At 73.5% G+C, this 13,492-nt stretch carries 10 protein-coding genes and 2 pseudogenes; 8 read left to right on the top strand and 4 right to left on the bottom strand.

Features of this window, described 5'->3' with window-relative positions; all coding sequences use genetic code 11:
* Window positions 1–305 precede the first annotated feature (305 nt).
* The 3 genes and pseudogenes from OHT52_RS23345 (at window position 306) to OHT52_RS23335 (ending at window position 2,930) form a co-directional block, all read left to right on the top strand.
* Window positions 306–902: a DUF3043 domain-containing protein gene (locus OHT52_RS23345; protein WP_328722128.1), complete on the top strand. Its 597-nt coding sequence runs from the start codon at window positions 306–308 to the stop codon at window positions 900–902.
* A 59-nt stretch (window positions 903–961) separates the two neighbouring features.
* A complete protein-coding gene (locus tag OHT52_RS23340) occupies window positions 962–1,702 on the top strand; it encodes a class I SAM-dependent methyltransferase (RefSeq protein WP_328723865.1) in 741 nt (246 codons plus the stop codon).
* 95 nt (window positions 1,703–1,797) lie between these two features.
* Window positions 1,798–2,930: pseudogene (locus tag OHT52_RS23335) on the top strand (S1C family serine protease).
* A 193-nt stretch (window positions 2,931–3,123) separates the two neighbouring features.
* Here OHT52_RS23335 and OHT52_RS23330 read toward each other — a convergent pair.
* Window positions 3,124–3,324, bottom strand: a pseudogene (locus tag OHT52_RS23330) (hypothetical protein); the annotation flags it as partial.
* A gap of 208 nt (window positions 3,325–3,532) precedes the next feature.
* Between OHT52_RS23330 and OHT52_RS23325 the strand changes: the two are divergent.
* On the top strand, window positions 3,533–4,735 hold the full coding sequence (locus tag OHT52_RS23325; RefSeq protein WP_328722127.1) for a bifunctional adenosylcobinamide kinase/adenosylcobinamide-phosphate guanylyltransferase: 1,203 nt from the start codon (window positions 3,533–3,535) through the stop codon (window positions 4,733–4,735).
* Window positions 4,736–4,841: 106 nt separating this feature from the next.
* Here the strand turns inward: OHT52_RS23325 and OHT52_RS23320 are convergent, their stop codons facing one another.
* Window positions 4,842–5,846 (bottom strand): SGNH/GDSL hydrolase family protein, encoded by a 1,005-nt coding sequence (locus tag OHT52_RS23320; protein ID WP_328722126.1) that lies wholly within the window; start codon window positions 5,844–5,846, stop codon window positions 4,842–4,844.
* A 299-nt stretch (window positions 5,847–6,145) separates the two neighbouring features.
* Between OHT52_RS23320 and cobT the strand changes: the two genes are divergently transcribed.
* Window positions 6,146–7,270 carry a nicotinate-nucleotide--dimethylbenzimidazole phosphoribosyltransferase gene (cobT, locus tag OHT52_RS23315; protein WP_328722125.1) on the top strand — a complete coding sequence of 375 codons (1,125 nt, stop codon included), beginning with the start codon at window positions 6,146–6,148 and terminating at the stop codon, window positions 7,268–7,270.
* Between the two features lie 12 nt (window positions 7,271–7,282).
* On the opposite strand, the gene OHT52_RS23310 is transcribed toward cobT, so the two are convergent.
* A complete protein-coding gene (locus OHT52_RS23310) occupies window positions 7,283–8,044 on the bottom strand; it encodes a hypothetical protein (protein WP_328722123.1) in 762 nt (253 codons plus the stop codon).
* Between the two features lie 127 nt (window positions 8,045–8,171).
* Between OHT52_RS23310 and OHT52_RS23305 the strand changes: the two genes are divergently transcribed.
* Window positions 8,172–8,951: an adenosylcobinamide-GDP ribazoletransferase gene (locus OHT52_RS23305; protein ID WP_328722121.1), complete on the top strand. Its 780-nt coding sequence runs from the start codon at window positions 8,172–8,174 to the stop codon at window positions 8,949–8,951.
* Window positions 8,952–9,051: 100 nt separating this feature from the next.
* Here OHT52_RS23305 and OHT52_RS23300 read toward each other — a convergent pair whose 3' ends face one another.
* Window positions 9,052–9,876: an endo alpha-1,4 polygalactosaminidase gene (locus tag OHT52_RS23300; protein WP_328723864.1), complete on the bottom strand. Its 825-nt coding sequence runs from the start codon at window positions 9,874–9,876 to the stop codon at window positions 9,052–9,054.
* A gap of 320 nt (window positions 9,877–10,196) precedes the next feature.
* Here OHT52_RS23300 and OHT52_RS23295 point away from each other — a divergent pair, with 320 nt between their 5' ends.
* Window positions 10,197–11,738 (top strand): leucyl aminopeptidase, encoded by a 1,542-nt coding sequence (locus OHT52_RS23295; RefSeq protein ID WP_328722120.1) that lies wholly within the window; start codon window positions 10,197–10,199, stop codon window positions 11,736–11,738.
* A 355-nt stretch (window positions 11,739–12,093) separates the two neighbouring features.
* On the top strand, window positions 12,094–13,482 hold the full coding sequence (lpdA, locus tag OHT52_RS23290; protein ID WP_327175331.1) for a dihydrolipoyl dehydrogenase: 1,389 nt from the start codon (window positions 12,094–12,096) through the stop codon (window positions 13,480–13,482).
* Window positions 13,483–13,492 lie beyond the last annotated feature (10 nt).

Raw genomic sequence — 13,492 nt, 5'->3', positions numbered from 1 at the left:
CCGCTCATGGGCTTCGCGCGCCCCCTTCTCAACGACTGAGCTCCAGCACTCCAACAGAACCCACAGTACGGGCCCTGCCTCCATTACCGCACTGTTCGGGGCCCGATGTGCTCCTCCCCAAGGACGACTGCGCCGGGCGTTCGCTCCCGCCCGAGGTGGAGAGGGCGGGTGCGGGCCGACCGGGCACGGACCGGGGTGGACGCCCTGGTCGCCCCTGTGGGACACCGTGGAGGACGCGGGCCGTTGCCGGATCGTTCCCGCCCGGTCCGACTGCGCGCGCGCCGGACCCCGTACCCTTGGGTTTTGTGTTCCGTAGCCGTTCCAAAGAAGAGAAGGCCCCCACCGACAAGGTGACGGCGGACCTCTCCACCCAGTCCCGCGACCCCCAGGCTCCGAAGGGTCGCCCCACGCCGAAGCGCAGTGAGGCGCAGACGCAGCGGCGTCGTGCCTCGACCACGCCGGTCGACCGCAAGGAGGCGGTGAAGCGCTCGCGCGAAGCACGCCGGGTCGACATGGCCAAGCAGCGCGAGGCCCTCGCCTCCGGCGACGAGCGCTACCTCCCGACCCGCGACAAGGGCCCGGTGCGGCGCTTCGTCCGCGACTTCGTGGACTCGCGCTTCTGCATCGCCGAGTGGTTCCTGCCGATGGCCGTGGTCATCCTCGTCCTCAGCGTGATCCAGATCCGGAACATCCAGAACATCTCGCTGCTGCTCTGGCTCGGCGTGATCGTGCTGATCGTCCTGGACTCCATCGGTCTGGCGTTCCGGCTGCGCAAGCAGCTGCGCATCCGCTTCCCGGACACCCCGCAGCGCGGCGCCGTCGCCTACGGCCTGATGCGGACGCTCCAGATGCGCCGACTGCGGCTGCCGAAGCCGCAGGTCAAGCGAGGAGAGCGGCCCTGACCGCGGAGACCTCGGGATTTACCGGAGGTTCCTCGACCTGGCTCGCGGGGCTCGGCGGACTGCGCAACATCGTCCGCCAGGAGCTCGTGGCCCGGCAGCTGGACGAGCAGATAGCCGCCCGCTTCCCGGTGGGGCGGCGACTGCGCGTCCTCGACGTCGGACTGGGCCAGGGCACGCAGGCCCTCCGCCTGGCACGGGCCGGTCACTCGGTGACCGGCCTGGACTCCGACACCGCGATGCTGGCGTCGGCCCGTGAGGCGCTGGCGCACGAACCCGAGGGCATCCGCGAGCGCGTCCGGCTGATCGAGGGCGACGGTTCGGAGACCGGGGTCCATTTCCTGCCCGGCAGCTTCGACATGGTCCTCTGCCACGGCGTACTGATGTACGTCGAGGAGCCGGACGCCCTGCTGGCGGGGCTGGCCCGGGTGCTGGCGCCCGACGGTCTCCTCTCCCTGCTGGTACGCAACGGCGACGCGCTCGCGATGCGCCCCGCCGCGGCCGGCGACTTCGCCACCGCGCACGCCGCGTTCGACACCGCCCGCTACACCAACCGGCTCGGCCTCCGGGTCCGGGCCGACCGGCTCGACGCGCTGACCGCCACCCTGGCGGGGATCGCGGCGCCGCTGCACGCCTGGTACGGGGTGCGCGTCTTCACCGACAACGCCCCGAACGACGCCCCGCTGCCCGACGCCGCCGAGCTGGAGCGGATCTTCGCCGCCGAGGAGCGGGCCGGGCGGACCGATCCGTACCGGCGGGTGGCCGCGCTGCTCCACCTGTGCGGGGTACGCGGCGGGACCTGACGGACCCCGGGCGGGGTCCGGGCGACCGGTGGAGTCCGGTCCGTTCGGCCCACCAGCACCCGCCGCCCGGAGGGGGCGAACGGGATACTCCGGACATGGACGCTTCCCCCTCCCGCAGCCTCGCACGCCGACTGCCGCCGTCCCTGGTGGCGGGTCTCTGCTCGCTCGCCCTGGTGAGCGGCTGCTCCGGCTCCCGCTCGCCCTGGTGAGCGGCTGCTCCGGCTCCGGCTCCGGTCCGGCCTCTCCCGAGTCCTCTCCCGAGACCTCCGCGTCGGCCGCCCGGCAGGGTTCGGCGTCCCGCGCCGTCGCGCAGCTGGAGACCGACTACCAGCGGGTCATCGGCGACGTGCTGCCCTCCGTCGTCCAGATCCAGACCACCGACGGGCTGGGCTCCGGCATCGTCTACGACGCCGACGGCAACATCGTGACCAACGCGCACGTCGTCGGTGACGAGAAGTCCTTCAAGGTCAGCGTCGCCACCGGGGAGAAGGAGCTCGCCGCCTCCCTGGTCTCGTCCTACCCGGCGCAGGATCTGGCGGTCATCCGCCTCGACGACGTACCGGACGGGCTCCGGGCGGCGAGGTTCGGCGATTCGGAGAAGGTCGAGGTGGGGCAGATCGTGCTGGCGATGGGCTCGCCGCTCGGCCTGTCCAGCAGTGTCACGCAGGGCATCGTCTCGGCGCTCGGCCGGACGGTCAGCGAGTCCCGTTCGGGCGGCGGAACGGGGGCGACCCTCGCCAACATGGTGCAGACCTCGGCGGCGATCAACCCGGGCAACAGCGGGGGCGCGCTGGTCAACCTGAACAGCGAGGTCATCGGCATCCCGACGCTGGCGGCGACCGACCCCGCCCTCGGCAACAGCGCGGCGCCCGGCATCGGCTTCGCCATTCCGGTGTCGACGGTGAAGACCATCGCGGACCAGATCATCGACAGGGGCAAGGTCACCGACTCGGGGCGGGCCGCACTCGACATCACCGGCCGCACGGTCGTCGACGACGACTACCAGCCCGCCGGGGTGGCGCTGGTGAGCGTGGAACGGGACGGGGCCGCGTACGACGCGGGGATGCGGGTCGGCGACATCGTCACCGAGCTCGCCGGTACCGGGGTCACCACCATCACCTCGCTCGCGGAGGCACTCGCGGCCGAGCAGCCGGGGGACAAGGTCCGGGTGACGTACACCCGCGGCGGTACCACACGGACGGCCGAGGTCACGCTCGGCGAGATCTGACCCCGCCGGTCACGGGAGCGGCCGCCGCGGAGGCCGCGGGCGTCCAGGAGCGGGACGGTACGGGAGCGGGCGGTCCGGGAGGTTCCCGGGGCCGCCCGCTCCCGTACGGTCAGACGGTCTCCGCGTCCGGGCCGGGGTCCGCCGCCGCCTCGGTGCCGGAGGGCTCGGGTTCGGGCTCCGGAGCCGGGTCGGGTTCCGCGTGGAGGCTCATCGGGCCGTAGATCTTCGTGGAGTCGTCGAAGAGCGTCACCTGGTCCGCCCCGCCGTCCAGGAGTTCCTTCCAGAACTCGCCGATCCAGGACTCCGCGTCACCCTGCGTCGTGAATTCCTCCGGCTGCAACGCCGGCTCCGTCTCCGTACCGTCGGACTTCTCGAACCGCCACGTCCACGCCATGTCAGCCTCCTGGGTCCTGATGCTGCCCCGAGCCTAGGGCCTCCACCCGCGATCCTGCCGCGATCGTCGGGAACATTGCCGCCGCGGGGGCCGGGAACCGGCCCCGCGGGCCCCGGAGGAAGGCCGCGCGGCCCGCCGGGGGCCCGTGGCGTGTCTCGCGGGCGCGGCCGGGCGCGCACGCCCGGCGCGCACGCGGCAGGATCATGGTGTGGAACTGACTCTCCTCGGCACCGGAGCCCCCGGCGGGCTGCCGCGGCCCGACTGCCCCTGCGCCGTGTGCGCGACCGCCCGCGGCGGGTCCGCGCGGGCCACGACGGCCCTGTTGGTCGACGACGCCGTGCTGCTCGACCTCACCCCGGGCGCGGCGCTCGCAGCCGCCCGGGCGGGTCACTCACTGGCGGGGGTGCGCCAGGTGCTGCTGACCCGCCCCCAGAACGGTCCGCCGGTCGAGCTGCCCCCCGGGCTCCCCCGGGCGGGCCGGGTACCGGACGGACAGGTGCTGACGCTGATCAGCGGGCACCGGGTGCGGGCGGTGCCGATGGACGCGCCGGGCACGGGGTACGAGGTCACCTCCCCCGCCGGAGATCGGCTGCTGTACCTGCCGCAGGGCGCCGCTCCGGCCGGGCTCGCCGAGCCGTTCCCGGAGCCGTACGACCTGGTGGTCGGCGATGTGGTGGGGCGGCCCGACGCGCTGGCCCGGCTGCGCGCGGTGGACGCGGTCGGGCCGGCCACCGAGGTCGTCGCCGTCCACCTGGACCACGACGCCCCGCCCGGGGCCGAGCTGGACCGCCGGCTCGCGGCGGCCGGGGCCCGGGCGGTGCCCGACGGGACGACGCTGGTGGCCGGGGAGTACCTCCCCCTCCCCGGGGTGCCCCGCCGCACCCTGGTGACCGGGGGCGCCCGGTCGGGGAAGTCGGTGGAGGCGGAGCTGCGGCTGGAGACCTTCCCCGACGTGGTGTACGTGGCGACGGGCGGGCGGCGGGACGGGGACACCGAGTGGGCGGCACGCGTCGGGCTGCACCGGGAGCGCCGGCCGTCCGCCTGGCGCACCGAGGAGACCTGCGAGGTCGCGGAGCTGCTGCGGGCGGACGGGCCGCCACTGCTGATCGACTGCCTCTCGCTCTGGCTGACCGACGCGATGGACCGGGTGGACGCCTGGGACGACGGCCGGTGGGCGGCCGGCGGCGAGAAGGCGCTGCGGGCGCGGGTCGCGGAGCTGGTCGCCGCCGTGCGGGAGACCTCGCGGACCGTGGTGGCGGTGACGAACGAGGTGGGTTCGGGCGTGGTCCCGGCGACGGCGGCGGGACGGCGGTTCCGTGACGAGCTGGGGCGGCTGAACGCGGCGTTCGCGGCGGAGTGCGAGACGGTGCTGCTGGTCGTCGCGGGCCTGCCGGTGGTGCTGCGCGGCTGAGGACTCTCCCGGTGGTACGCCGGGCGTGGGCGAAGCGGTGGGCGGCCGGGCGTGGGCCGGGCGGCGTTCGGCCGCGCCGCCGAGTCGCGCCCGGCCCCTGTCCGAGCTATCTCAGCCGGTTCAGTACGGCGGTCGCCATGGCCTGCTCGCCCTTGGCGTTCGGGTGGGCGGGAGCCGCGGGCGCGGCCGGCACGAGCGGCTCGATCCAGCGGTTCTCGGGCGCCTCGCACATGTCGTGCCCGACGGTGGGTCCGTAGGTGTCGACGTACTCGGCGCGGTTGCGGACGGCCACCTCGCGGAGCATCGCGTTGAGCCGCTTCTCGGTGTCGCGCAGATAGGGGAAGTCCCCGGCCGCGAAGGGCACGGCGGGGAAGCAGCCGCTGCCGTCGTCGGGCAGCAGATCGGGGTACCCGACGACCAGCACCCGGGCGTGCGGCGACCGCGCGTGCACGGCGCGCAGCACGCGCTCGATCTTCGGGGCGGTCAGCGCGACGGCTTCGGTCAGCTGGTCCGTCCCCAAGGCCGTGTAGTGGCTCCGGCAGGGATCGCCCGCCGGGTCCTGGACGCCCAGACCGGCGCAGGTGGCGATGATCGACCCGAACCCGACGTCGTTGCCGCCTATTTGCAGCGTGACGAGACCGGTGTCGTGCCGGAGCGCCTCCAACTGCGGGGGGTTGGTGCCCTGCGCGGTCCACATCTGTTGGGTCGTCGCACCGCCGCAGCTCACGTCCACGAACGCGGACGCGTCTCTCCGCTCCGCGACCAGGGAGGGGTAGTTGCGGGCGGAGCGGGCACAACCGGGGTCGACCTGCGGGGGGATGACGGGCCCCGACGTGTACGAGTCACCGAGGGCGACGTAACGCGGGCCGCGCGCCGGAGCCCCTCCGTGCCCGTTGCCGCCCCCGTGGCCGGAGCCTCCGTGGCCCTTGCCGTCGCCGTGCCCGGCGCCGGAGTGCCCAAGGTCCCCGTGCCCGGCGGCCCTGCCGTGCGCGGCGGCCGGCGTCACCGCGGCCACGAGCAGTGCGCAGCTCCCGAGCACGGCCCCCACCGCCATCGCCCGTGCCCGGCGCCGCGCCGCCCGCCCCGTACCCGCACGTCCGCTTTCCGCCATGCCTGTTCCTCCCGTGGGACCTGGACACCGCCGCGCGAAACCGACACCGCACGACACGACGGAGCTTGTATACCGCCGGGTAGCTCCACGCGGCCAGAGGCGGGCGGTGGCAATCTCCCCGGCGGGCTCTCCCACGGGCCCGGGGCCCCGCGCGCCGGGACCTCGCGGGCGGGTTCCCCGGCGGGTGCCCTCGCGGACCTTCGGGGGAAGGATGCGGCGGATACTGTCCGGATACTGTTCCGCAGGGAGCCCGCAGCGGGCTCCGGCCCCCGACGCAACGACCCGCGAGGCAGACCTCCGTGAACCTGGACGACTTCTCCGACCTGATCGAGCGCCCCGACGGCGGTGTGCGGCGCGACGCCGAGGAACGCCGGGGACGGCTGATCGTCCCTCCCGGCGCGCTCGGCCGGCTCGACGAACTGGGCGAGTGGCTGTCCGCCGCGCAGCAGTCCGTGCCGGTCCGGCCCGTGGAACAGCCGCGCGTGGTGCTCTTCGCGGGTGACCACAAGGTCGCCGAACTGGGCGTCTCCGGGCGCGCCCCGGGGAGCGCGTACGAGCTGGTCCGCGCCACCCTGGACGGGGCCAGCCCGCTGGCGGTGCTGGCCCGGAGCTTCTCGGTGCCGGTGCGGATCGTCGACGCCGGTCTGGACTGCGACCCGGAGCTGCTGCCGGAGTCCGTCGTACGCGGCCGGGTGCGGCGCGGGACCGGGCGGATCGACGTCGAGGACGCCCTGACCGCCGAGGAGGCTGCCGAGGCCGTACGGCTGGGCATCCGGATCGCGGACGAGGAGGCCGACTCCGGTACCGACCTGGTGGTGCTGGGCGACCTCAGTGTGGGCGGCACGACGGCGGCGGCCACCCTGATCGCCGCGCTGTGCGGTACCGACGCCTCGGTGGTGACCGGACGTGGAGGCGCGGGGATCGACGACCTGGCGTGGATGCGCAAGTGCGCCGCGGTCCGGGACTCGCTGCGCCGGGCCCGTCCGGTCCTCGGGGACCAGGTGGAGCTGCTGGCTGCGGTGGGCGGCGCTGATCTCGCCGCGATGACCGGGTTCCTCCTCCAGTGCGCGGTGCGCCGGCTCCCGGTGGTCCTGGACGGTGTGGTCTCGGCGGCCTGCGCGCTGGTGGCGCAGCGGGCCGCGTTCCGGGCACCCGACTGGTGGCTGGCCGGGCACGCGAGCGGTGAGCCGGCGCAGGCGAAGGCGCTGGACCGGATGGCGCTGACGCCGCTGCTCGACCACAAGGTCACGGTCGGCGAGGGTACGGGCGCGCTGCTGGCCCTCCCGCTGGTGCGGGCCGCCGCCGCGTTCGCCGCCGAGCTGCCGGAGCGGGAGCCGGAGAAGCCCGTCGAGGGCCCTGCCGAGGACTCTGCCGAGGAGCGGGACGGCGAGCGGGACGACGTCGTGGCGGACCCGGCCCTCTGAGCGGCTGCCGGGTCAGGGTTTCGGGCCGGGCAGCGGTACCCGGTCCGGGGCCCCGCCGATCAGGTCCTGGAACTTGCGGCGGGGCCCGGCCCATCGCACGTCGTGGTGGTAGGCGCGCAGCACCGCGCGGGCGCGGGCCCGGTGGCGGCGGCCGTAGAAGCGCTTGGCCCACGGTGAGGCGGGGCGGGCCAGCCGGAGGGCGCCGATCACCGCGACGAAGGGGACGAGGACGCCGACGACCGCCATCCGCGCCTTGCCCTTGAAGAGCGTGACCAGGACGAAGAGGAAGTTGACGACCATGGTCAGGACGAGGCCGAGCCGGCCGCTCTCCTGTTCGTCCGTCAGTTCGTTCACCCCGAGGGGCGAGAAGCCCGCGAGGGCCAGCACCACGAGCGAGGTGGTCAGCACGACCATCTCCACGCTCTGGCGGCCCTGTTCCGTCCAGTAGACGTCGTCCAGGTGCAGGATCAGCGCGAACTCGTCCAGCACCAGGCCCGCCCCGACCCCGAAGATCACCGCGAAGACCATCGCGGTGATGCCGTGCTGGCCGCTGGCGACGGCGCCGAAGCCGCCGAGGACGGAGAGCACCACCCCGGGGACGACGTGGTGGACGTGGACCCCGCCGGGTGTGATGTTGCGGAACGGTCCCTTCCCGGCCCGGATCATGCGGGTGACGGTGCGGGTGATGGCGAAGGTCAGCACGAAGGCGGCCAGCGCGAGGAGCAGCGGCAGTTTTCCCGGTTCGGTGATGTTGGTGTGCCACCAGTGACCCATGCCACCCTCTCCCGGCCGAACCTCTTGTACGCATTCGTCACATCTTGTCCGATCGGGCAGCCTTGCGCGCGGGCTGGGGCTTCCGCCCGGACCGGGCCGCCCGGCGAGAGGCGCTAACGTGCTCGCGGTGAACTCCCTGAACAGCCACGGCCTCCGTTTCGCCTTCGGCACCCTCACCGTGCTGCCCGTCCGCGTCACCCGCTGGGACCGTACGGCCGCTCGCGCGGGCATGCTCTGCGCGCCGCTCGCCGGGCTCGTGGTGGGGCTGCTCGCGGCGGGACTGGGTTCGCTGGCGCTGCTGTGCGGTTCGGGTCCGCTGCTCGCCGCGGTCGCCTCCGCCGCCGTACCGGCCGCGCTCACCCGGGGTCTCCATCTGGACGGCCTCGCGGACACGGCGGACGGGCTCGGCAGCGGCAAGCCGGCCGAGGACGCGCTGCGGATCATGAAGCAGTCGGACATCGGGCCGTTCGGCGTGATCACCCTGCTCTTCGTCCTGCTGGCCCAGGTCGCCGCCGGCTACGAGCTCTACGGGCGCGGCTGGGCCGAGGGTGCGGCGGGCACGGTGGTGGCCGCCGTCGCCGCCCGTCTCGCGCTGACCCTGGCCTCCCGCCGGGGCGTACCTGCGGCCCGTCCGGAGGGGCTGGGCGCCGTGGTGGCCGGCACGGTTCCCGTGCCGCGGGCGGTCCCGGTCGCGGTGGCCGCGGTCGCGGCCTGCGCGGCGGCGGGCCTGGCCGGCGGGGCGGGCGGGGTGGCGCACCACGCACTCGCCGCGCTGCTCGCGCTCGGGACGTCCGAGGCGCTGCTGCGGCACTGCGTGCGGCGGTTCGGCGGGGTGACGGGGGACGTGTTCGGCGCGGTGGAGGAGACGGCGACGACGACGGCGCTGGTGGTGCTGGCACTCGGCTGACGCGGGACCGTACGGGCCGGGCCCGCGATCGGAGCCGTACCGGCGAAGCCTCACCGGGCCGGGGAGGAGGCGCGGCCGGGCGGTACGGTCCCGCGGCGGTTCACGCGCCCGCCGGGGCTCCCGTCCCCGTCGCGCAGCTCTCGCGCCAGACCCCCAGCTCGTACTTCTTCTCCAGCGAGCTGAGCCCGAGTTCACGCGAGCGGGCGCAGAACGCGGCGGCCGGGAGTTCGTACTCGACGTGGAAGACGGCCTTGTCCGCCTCGACGAACGGGGTCAGCTCCTCGCACTCCCCGTACTGCGCGCACTGCTCGTTCACCGCGAAGTCGAAGTCCGGTTCGAGCGCGGGGATCTGGTCGAGGTCGTTCTTGAGGCCGACGGCCAGGCCGTGGCGGTGCGCGATGCGGGCGATCAGCCGGTTGTACGCCAACTGGTCGACGGCGGTGAGCGGGAAGCCGGTGTCGTTGCGGTAGCCGTCCATGTTGTCCGGCTCCACGGCGTCGAAGCCCTTCTTCGCGCACATCGCGATCCGGGCCTCCATCAGGGGCTCCAGTACGTCGGTGCGCCGGACGTCGAGCCAGCGCTCGCCCTCCCAGCCGTTGCCCTTGCCCAGCACGGAGGCGGGGAACGCGTCGGCGTCCGGGCGGAAGTCCTCGTGGGCGCCCGTGGAGAGGTAGCAGATGACCTTGCGGCCCCGGTCGTGCAGACCGGCGACGGCGGCGGCGTCGTGGTCGAAGCCGTCGATGTCGTACACCGGTACGTCCACGCCCGCGTCGAGCCGCCCGGAGAGCTGCCACTGCCAGTCCACGCCGGGCCGCGGCTGCCAGCGCCCGGCCGAGGAGGCCGTCGGGGCGCCGGCCACGGGGCGCTCGGCCCCCGCCTCGCGGGACTCCCCCGAGGTGCAGCCGGAGAGCAGCAGCGACACCATCAGGAAGGTGACCGCCACCGTGCGGCCCGGCCTTGTCCCGTACACCGTTGCCCGACCCCGTTCCCGTACCCGCCGCACCCGCCCCGGCGCACCTTCGACCCACTGCCTCACAACGACCCTATGCGACCGGCCGGTTCGCCCCGAGAACCGCCCTGACCGGCCCGGACGTCCCACCACTGGGACCACCGCCGTGATTCGGCGCGAACGGCGCGCGTAGGCTCGTTCCCCGGGCATTGCGGACACGTCTACGATGCGCCGGGCGCGGTCGGCCCACCCCTCGACCGATTCCACGTACTCAACGGAAGCGAGAATTCACCACCGTGACTGCTCTCACTCTCAGCACCGCAGGTGCGGCGACGCTGCGCGCCGACGCACTCGTCGTCGGCCTCGCCAAGGGCTCCAAGGGGCCGGTGCTCGCCCCGGGCGCCGAGGCCGTGGACAAGGCGTTCGACGGAAAGCTCGCCGCCGTCCTGGAGACCCTGGGCGCCACCGGTGCCGAGGGCGAACTCACCAAGGTTCCCGCCGCCGGTGGCCTCAAGGCCCCCGTCGTCGTCGCGGTCGGCCTCGGCACGGCCCCGGACTCGAACGACGCCTACGACTCCGAGACCCTGCGCCGCGCCGCCGGTGTCGCGGCCCGCGCCCTGACCGGCGCGAAGAAGGCCGGCTTCGCCCTTCCGGCCGCGACCGTGGAGGACGCCGGCGCCGTCGCCGAGGGCGCCCTGCTCGGCGCGTACGCCTTCACCGCCTACCAGGGCGGCGAGAACAAGCTCGCCCCCAAGTCGGCCAAGAACACCGGCCCGAAGCTGCCGCTCGCCGAGGTCACCGTCCTCGGCGCCAAGCCGCGCGACAAGGCCTTCAAGGCCGCCGCCGAGCGCGCCGTCGCCGTGGCCGAGGAGATCAACCGCGCCCGCGACCTGATCAACACCCCGCCGAACGACCTCTACCCCGAGTCCTTCGCCGCCGTGGCCACGGCCGCCGGCAAGGAGCACGGCATCAAGGTCCAGGTGCTCGACGAGAAGGCCCTGGTCAAGGGCGGCTACGGCGGCCTGATCGGTGTCGGCCAGGGCGCCGTCCACGGCCCCCGGCTGGTGAAGCTCGCCTACACCCACCCGAAGGCGGAGAAGACCCTGGCCCTGGTGGGCAAGGGCATCACCTACGACTCGGGCGGCATCTCGCTCAAGCCGGCCGGCCACAACGAGACGATGAAGTGCGACATGAGCGGCGCCGCCGCCGTGTTCGCCACCGTCGTCGCCGCGTCCCGCCTCGGCCTGCGCGTCAACGTCACCGGCTGGCTGGCGCTCGCGGAGAACATGCCGGGCGGCAACGCCACCCGTCCGGGCGACGTGCTGCGCATGTACAGCGGCAAGACCGTCGAGGTCCTCAACACGGACGCCGAGGGCCGGCTCGTCCTCGCCGACGCGCTGACCCGCGCCTCCGAGGAGGCCCCCGACGCGATCGTCGACGTGGCGACCCTGACCGGCGCCATGGTGCTGGCGCTCGGCAACCGCACCTTCGGCATCATGGCGAACGACGACGCCTTCCGTACGTCGATCCACGAGATCGCCGAGGAGGTCGGCGAGGCGTCCTGGCCGATGCCGCTCCCCGCGGACCTGCGCAAGGGCATGGACTCCCCGACCGCCGACATCGCCAACATGGGCGAGCGGATGGGCGGCGGCCTGGTGGCCGGTCTGTTCCTGAAGGAGTTCGTCGGCGAGGGCATCGCCTGGGCGCACCTGGACATCGCGGGCCCGGCCTTCCACGAGGGCGCGCCGTACGGCTACACCCCCAAGGGCGGCACCGGCTCCTCGGTGCGCACCCTGGTCCGGCTCGCGGAGCTCACCGCCGCCGGCGACCTGGGCTGACCACCCGCCGGTCCGCCGTGACCGACCTCGTACAGCCCCGGGCGGATGTCCGGGGCTGTACGCATTGAGTGCGCCGTTCGAACGGGGGCAGGCTCCCGTCGACCCGGTTTCGCTCTGGACGAACTCGACTGAATCCATACGTTTCTGCGCGGATCGGCCCCGTGACGTGACGCACGGCGCCCCGTCCGGAACGGGCCCCGCGTCCCGTCGGCGGTCAACAAGTGCGAAGATGGGTTCTCGGCAGGACAGGGCCCCCACCACAGGGCCGAACGACTCAAGCGGCCGAACACCAGCCGACCGGCCGGTCACACCCCACGGGGCCCGGCGTACGGCGCACATGCATGGAGGACGTGACGTGGCGAACGACGCCAGCACCGTTTTCGACCTAGTGATCCTCGGCGGTGGCAGTGGCGGTTACGCCGCGGCCCTGCGCGGAGCGCAGCTGGGCCTGGACGTCGCCCTGATCGAGAAGGGCAAGGTCGGCGGTACCTGCCTGCACAACGGCTGCATCCCGACCAAGGCGCTGCTGCACGCCGGCGAGATCGCCGACCAGGCGCGCGAGGCCGAGCAGTTCGGTGTCAAGGCCACCTTCGAGGGCATCGACATCGAGGCGGTCCACAAGTACAAGGACGAAGTGATCTCCGGCCTGTACAAGGGCCTGCAGGGTCTCATCGCCTCGCGCAAGGTGCACTACGTCGAGGGCGAGGGCCGTCTGTCGTCCCCGACCTCGGTGGACGTGAACGGCGAGCGCATCCAGGGCCGCCACATCGTGCTGGCGACCGGCTCCGTGCCGCGCTCGCTGCCGGGCCTGGAGATCGACGGCAACCGCATCATCTCCTCGGACCACGCGCTGAAGCTCGACCGTGTCCCGAAGTCGGCCATCGTGCTCGGCGGCGGCGTCATCGGTGTCGAGTTCGCCTCGGCGTGGAAGTCCTTCGGCACCGACGTGACCATCGTCGAGGGCCTGAAGCACCTGGTCCCGGTCGAGGACGAGAACAGCTCGAAGCTTCTGGAGCGCGCGTTCCGCAAGCGCGGCATCAAGTTCAACCTCGGCACCTTCTTCGACAAGGCCGAGTACACGCAGGACGGCGTCCGCGTGACCCTCGCCGACGGCAAGACCTTCGAGGCCGAGCTGCTGCTGGTCGCGATCGGCCGCGGCCCGGTGTCGCAGGGTCTCGGTTACGAGGAGGCCGGGGTCGCGATGGACCGCGGCTACGTCCTCGTCGACGAGTACATGCAGACCAACGTGCCCACGATCTCGGCCGTGGGCGACCTCGCGCCGACCCTCCAGCTCGCGCACGTCGGCTTCGCCGAGGGCATCCTCGTCGCGGAGCGGCTGGCCGGTCTGAAGGTCGTCCCGATCGACTACGACGGGGTGCCGAAGGTGACGTACTGCCACCCCGAGGTCGCCTCCGTCGGCATCTCCGAGGCCAAGGCCAAGGAGATCTACGGTGCGGACAAGGTCGTCGCCCTCAAGTACAACCTGGCGGGCAACGGCAAGAGCAAGATCCTGAAGACCGCGGGCGAGATCAAGCTCGTCCAGGTCAAGGACGGTGCCGTGGTCGGCGTCCACATGGTCGGCGACCGTATGGGCGAGCAGGTCGGCGAAGCACAGCTGATCTACAACTGGGAGGCGCTGCCGGCCGAGGTCGCGCAGCTCATCCACGCCCACCCGACCCAGAACGAGGCCATGGGCGAGGCCCACCTCGCGCTGGCCGGCAAGCCGCTCCACTCCCACGACTGATCCAGTCCCG

Origin of the sequence: Streptomyces sp. NBC_00247 (genome assembly GCF_036188265.1) — a bacterium.
Classification (GTDB): Bacteria; Actinomycetota; Actinomycetes; order Streptomycetales; family Streptomycetaceae; genus Streptomyces.
This window is presented reverse-complemented; position numbering and strand designations above follow the sequence as displayed.

Excerpts from the sequence above, each read along its gene's own strand:
- OHT52_RS23300 (WP_328723864.1), bottom strand. The coding sequence starts at position 9,876 with ATGGTGTCGCTGCTGCTCTCCGGCTGCACCTCGGGGGAGTCCCGCGAG.
- OHT52_RS23310 (WP_328722123.1), bottom strand. The coding sequence starts at position 8,044 with ATGGGTCACTGGTGGCACACCAACATCACCGAACCGGGAAAACTGCCG.
- OHT52_RS23320 (WP_328722126.1), bottom strand. The coding sequence starts at position 5,846 with ATGGCGGAAAGCGGACGTGCGGGTACGGGGCGGGCGGCGCGGCGCCGG.